The sequence below is a fragment of the Mesorhizobium sp. M2C.T.Ca.TU.002.02.1.1 genome (genome assembly GCF_003997225.1).
Map to the genome: position 1 here is coordinate 1 of NZ_RZTO01001092.1, position 1,643 is coordinate 1,643.

Genomic DNA, 1,643 nt, shown 5'->3' on the forward strand with positions numbered 1-1,643 from the left:
GACATGCACCGGCCAACGCCAGGGCAGCACGGCCACCATGTCGAAACGCATCGATAACTTCCCATAATCGGGCTGGCGCGACAGCCAGATATCCGCGGCGCCCTCAATGCGCCGCTCCGATTCACGGCCGATGGCTTCCATCGCTTCGATCAGCGTGCGCCTTGCCTTGACCTCGACGAACAGCACCAGGTCGCCGCGCCGGGCGATCAGGTCGATCTCGCCGAGCCTGGTGCGGTGGCGGCGGGCCAGGATGCGGTAGCCCTTCAGCATCAGCGCCAGCGCCGCCAGCCATTCGCCGCGATGGCCGCGCCGATAGGCCTTCCGGCGATGGCCGGCCGTGCGCTCAGCCATCTTTTTGCTTGGCCATGATCTTGTCCAAAAACCGGCTTCCACTTTTTGGGATCATGGTCTGTCCTTCAGCTCCAGCAGCCGCCGGTAGAGCGCCTGCTTCTGGCCGCCGGTCATTTTCGCTGCTTCGGCCGCGGCCTTCGAGGCCGGCATCTCGGCGGCAAGCGACAACAGCAGCCGGTCGATGTCGGCCGGTTCTTCTTCCGTCGCTTCCGGCGGGCCGACACAAATGACGATCTCGCCCTTCGGCGTGTTGGCCACGGCATAATGGTTTGCCAGCTCGGAAAGCGTTCCGGTGCGCATCTCCTCGAAGGCCTTGGTCAGCTCGCGGCCGATCGCGGCCTTCCGCGCGCCGCCCAGCGCCTCGACCATGGCGCCGAGCGTCTCGGCCAGCCGTCTGGGCGATTCGAAGAAGATCAGCGTCGCCGGCACCGCCTTGAACGTTTCCAGCTTGGTCAGCCGCTGCCCGGTCTTCACCGGCAGGAAACCGGCGAACAGGAAGGCGTCGGACGGCAGGCCGGACGCTGTCAGCGCCGCAAGCGCGGCAGAAGGCCCCGGGATCGGCACCACGCGGATGCCGCGCTCCAGTGCCTCGCCGACCAGTCGGTAGCCGGGGTCGGAAACCAGCGGCGTGCCGGCGTCCGAGATCAGCGCCACGCTCTGCCCGGCCGCCAGCGCCTCGATAAGCTTCGGCCCGGCTTCTTGGGCATTGTGCTCGTGATAGGCGGTGGTGCGGCGGCGGATGCCGTAGCGTTCGAGCAGCACGCGCGAGACGCGCGTGTCCTCGCAGGCGACGATGTCGGCGGCGGCCAGCGTCTCCAGCGCGCGCAATGTGATGTCGGCCAGATTGCCGATCGGCGTCGCCACCAGATAGAGCGCCGGCTGAAGCGCCCGCGCCGCGATCTCGGTCTGTCCGATCAGATAGCTGCGTTTGTCGCCGGTCACCGAATGCTCCTCGTTCGAGCAATTCCCGGAAAAGTGCGTAGCGGTTTTCCGTCCGGAATTGCGAAAGAACAAAGTCTCTTTGGCATGGCTGACGGCCTGTTGCAAAACGTGAGGTCGGTCCAAGGAAATCGCCATGCCTTTGCCACAGTGCGGAACGAAACCGGCAACGGCGAATTTAACCCCTGATTCCCCGGGAGGAGGCAGGACCGAACGATGCCCAATCGCTTCGACATCTTCATCAGCCGACTTGAAAGCAAGACCGCCCGCGAGGGCATTCCTCCACACCCGATTGCCGACCAGAACGGCGCCCGCCGCGACAAGGCCGACCGGAAGCAGGTCCGCGACGGCGA

Annotated in this window: 2 protein-coding genes; both read right to left on the bottom strand. The window is 65.9% G+C overall.

Annotation, left to right across the window (positions count from 1 at the left end):
• Positions 1–351 (bottom strand): YraN family protein (locus EOD07_RS33665; protein WP_127238280.1); only part of this gene is annotated, 351 nt, incomplete at its 3' end.
• A 51-nt stretch (positions 352–402) separates the two neighbouring features.
• Complete coding sequence (rsmI, locus tag EOD07_RS33670) at positions 403–1,293, bottom strand: 16S rRNA (cytidine(1402)-2'-O)-methyltransferase (protein ID WP_164772807.1); 891 nt, start codon at positions 1,291–1,293, stop codon at positions 403–405.
• Positions 1,294–1,643 lie beyond the last annotated feature (350 nt).